This is a genomic window from Mesorhizobium sp. M1A.F.Ca.IN.022.07.1.1 (assembly GCF_003997575.1).
Taxonomy (GTDB): Bacteria; Pseudomonadota; Alphaproteobacteria; order Rhizobiales; family Rhizobiaceae; genus Mesorhizobium.
Genome location: NZ_RZST01000487.1, coordinates 1 through 3,333 on the forward strand (window position 1 = coordinate 1; position 3,333 = coordinate 3,333).

The window sequence follows — 3,333 nt, forward strand, 5'->3', positions numbered from 1 at the left end:
CTCCGACACACCGCGCCGATAGGCCTTGTCTGGAAGTTTGGTTTCAGCGGGCACTCCGTGCATGGCCTTGCGGATGCGATCGCTCTCGACGATCCTGGCGCCTGGGGGCGCGCCGATGTGAGCAGCAACCGCTTCAGCGATCGTCGTCTTGCCTAACCGCTCAGGCCACCGATCGCGATGAGCCGAGGTGGCGTCTGGGCGAGCAGGGTTCGCGCGAGCTCGATAAGACCTTGCCTCGGCAATCAGCTTTGTGGACTCCGAGCTGCCTTCCTCGACCTGCGTTGCCGTAACATGTGCGCGCACCGCTGCTCGAACCGCCATAAAGAACGGCAACAGGATGAAGCCGTCTTCGTCGTCGGCGTCGTCGAGATAGCGATTCATCACCAGGTTGGCGAATTGCGGGAAGCCGCGATGCCACAAATCCATCGACAGGAACGCGAGGTCGTAGAGCACATCAACGGTGGCGATCTGATCGTTGAACTCGATGCAATCGAACAGGCGAGGCTCGCCATCGAAGACGCAGATGTTGCGCAGATGCAGGTCGCCATGGCAGCGGCGGACCCGGCCTGCGGCTTCGCGCCGATCAAGCAGGCTGGCATGGCGGGCGAGGGCATCGCGAAACGCCGCGTTGAGCGTTTCGATCTCCTCTCGATCGAACACGTGGCTTGTTGCAAATCCGGCCGAATTGATCTCAAGCACGCCGCCGATGTTCGCCGTCCGGCTGCCGGCATGGACCACGTCAGCGTTGCGGTGATATTGCGCAATCATGCGCGCCACGCCCGTCATCAGCGCGGATGTCAACTTTCCCGCGGTGGCCATGCGATCGAGAAGCTTCGACTGATCGAAGCGAACCATCTCGATAACCGCGTCGACCAGTTCCCTGAGCCATCCAGTCTAAGTCGATCTCCCGCGCGCGCGATGCGGCGGACATCGAGATAAAGACCGGGTGCCGTTCTGGAGTGCAACTCCACTTCCTTTGCGCGCACCTCCGGCGTCGAAAAATCGACATAGGGCAGCTTCACCGCTCGCTTCAGTTTGAACGCGCGCCGCCCCACAAGGAAGATTCGGGAAATGTGGGTTTCGATCGTCTCGACGGGGCCGGCCTCGCCATAGGTGGCGGGATCCTTCAATATCCCGACGACAACGTCCTGGTTGTCCACGATCATCGCCTATGCCCTTCGCCTTGGTTGCTCCAATTCACGATCTTTGTCGGCTGCGGTTCCGCAGCGGTACTAGCGTTGAAGCGTCTGGACGTAACCGGCCAGGTTATGGATGCGTTCCGTGGTGACGGCCTCCCCGCCATATGGGCCGTAGCGCTTCACATCGTCGGGCAGGAACTGGTCGCCCCAGACCGGCATCTCGCGCTCGCCGTGCGCCGGTATCATGCCGCGGCCGTCGATCGTCGCGAAAACCTGCCAGTAGGGAAATTCTCCGCCGTTGCGCCTCGTGAGCGTCGTCAGATCCGCGGGACGCTTCCGCAACTCGTCGGCCAAGGGGCCGTCGCCTTTGCCGTCCACACCATGGCAGACCGCGCAGGAATTCAGGTACTCCTGCTGTCCGTTGCTCATCTCCTGCGCTGCCGATACGCTCAGGGTCAGTGCCGCGAAGCCCATCGTCATCCAGAATCTCATTGATCAGCCTCCAGCTATCAACGTCAGCCTAGAGCGTGCGGCGCGGGCGCACGTTGACCGGGATCAATCTCGAACGGATCAATTTGATTCAGCGCAAGGAGGCATTCGACCGGTTTGTTACAGCTACGGTCGTCTATCGAACTCGTTCTGATGAGGAGTCGCCGCCATGCTATTCAAGACATTGCTCACGGTTACAGGAGCCGACCAGGGAGACGATGATCTGAGGCTCGCCGCGGGATTGTGCGAAGAAATCGACGCTCATCTCTCCGTGCTTGTTCTGGTCATCGCTGCGCCTCCCTCGGGCGGCGAATATGCAGCCGTTGTTTCGCCAGCCTGGCTTGCAGAGCGGGAAGCCGAAATGGAACGGCTGGAGGAGCGCAACTCGGTGGTCTCCAAAATGCTGTCGGCAAGCCGCACGTCGAGTGACGTCAGCTGCGATTACCCGGAGCAGTCCTGGGCGGACGAAATTATTGGTAGGCGCGCCCGTTACACCGACCTGACCGTTGTCGGGCCGGAAATGCTCGCAAGCCATACGCTCAAAGAAAAGGTCGTCGTAGGTGCACTATTCTCATCTGGGAAGCCTATCCTGCTGGTCCCCAAGGGAACGCGCGCGACGTTGAAACCGAAGCGCGTCCTTGTCGCGTGGGACGCCAGCTTGGAAGCTTCGCGCGCGGTGCGAGAGTCGCTCGACATCCTCGCACCCGCCGATGAGGTGCGTGTTGTCATGGTCGACCCGATCGATGACGAACGCCATCATGGCGCTGAACCTGGGGCGGATGTCGCAACTTATCTCTCCCGCCATGGAGTGAAGGTGGCGGTAGAGCGCCTGCCGAGTTCAAACCATTCAATAGCCGATGTTCTTCGCCAGCATGCCATCGATACTGGCACCGAGCTCATGGTGATGGGAGCCTACGGCCATTCCCGCCTGCGCGAGCGGATATTCGGCGGCGTGACCAGGTCCATGATCGAGGAGCCGGGGCTGCCTGTCCTCATGGCTCGTTGAGGTCGGAAACTTTCAAGATTGCCTCCTCTTTTCCGCGCTCTGAGTGGGCGTGAGAAAATTGTTTCCAACCATCGTGACGGCCACGGCCACAAGGTCGAAGCGGCATCTGTTGTGGGTTGCCGATACCCCGGATTTTCGGCTGGTGTTGAACCAGGCGGTAGCTCGGGTTTTTTCGATCAGGAGAAATCCTCAGAGTCTATGCAAATTGGTTCGATCCACTCTCCGTCCCCATCAGCGGGACGCTCAAGGCGGGATTTGAACTGCAGGCGATCCCGGAATCGAAGCCCGCTTGTAGCTTGCCGCTTCCGAGCCAAGTTTCAATCTCTCGCCATCGCTGATCTTGTTCGAACTGGCGGTCCTGTATGCGACCAGTAGGTTTAGCGCCCACGCTCTTCCATGGCCGCATGAATTTGCCTCGTGCGTACTTGGCGCGGTTTCCGATCATTCGAACACGAGACTAGGATCTGAAGCTCGGTCTATTGAACGCTCCGCTCGCGCACGGCTACCCCGTCGCCCACCCGGTCGCTCGGATGCAGCACGACCCGATCGCCTTCCGACAGGCCTGACTCGACCTCGGCCAACTTGTTGTCCCGGTGGCCGATCTTGACCACAGTCGTACGCGCTCGCCCGGCCTTGGCGAGATACACCGCCCAGTCGTCACCCATTCGAAACAGTGCTGCCACCGGGACAGTTAGGACA

2 protein-coding genes and 2 pseudogenes are annotated in these 3,333 nt (G+C 60.5%); 1 reads left to right on the forward strand and 3 read right to left on the reverse strand.

All coding sequences use genetic code 11. The features are described from left to right. Both EOA75_RS30880 and EOA75_RS30885 read right to left on the reverse strand, forming a co-directional pair. Positions 1-1,166, reverse strand: a pseudogene (locus tag EOA75_RS30880) (phosphotransferase); the annotation flags it as partial. Between the two features lie 66 nt (positions 1,167-1,232). Continuing rightward, positions 1,233-1,613: a cytochrome c gene (locus EOA75_RS30885; RefSeq protein ID WP_127325932.1), complete on the reverse strand. Its 381-nt coding sequence runs from the start codon at positions 1,611-1,613 to the stop codon at positions 1,233-1,235. Positions 1,614-1,797: 184 nt separating this feature from the next. Between EOA75_RS30885 and EOA75_RS30890 the strand changes: the two genes are divergently transcribed. Further along, the gene (locus EOA75_RS30890; RefSeq protein WP_127325930.1) at positions 1,798-2,634 is read left to right on the forward strand and encodes a universal stress protein; all 837 of its coding nucleotides are present in this window, start codon (positions 1,798-1,800) and stop codon (positions 2,632-2,634) included. Positions 2,635-3,110: 476 nt separating this feature from the next. On the opposite strand, the pseudogene EOA75_RS34295 reads toward EOA75_RS30890, so the two are convergent. Continuing rightward, positions 3,111-3,333: pseudogene (locus EOA75_RS34295) on the reverse strand (secretion protein HlyD); the annotation flags it as partial.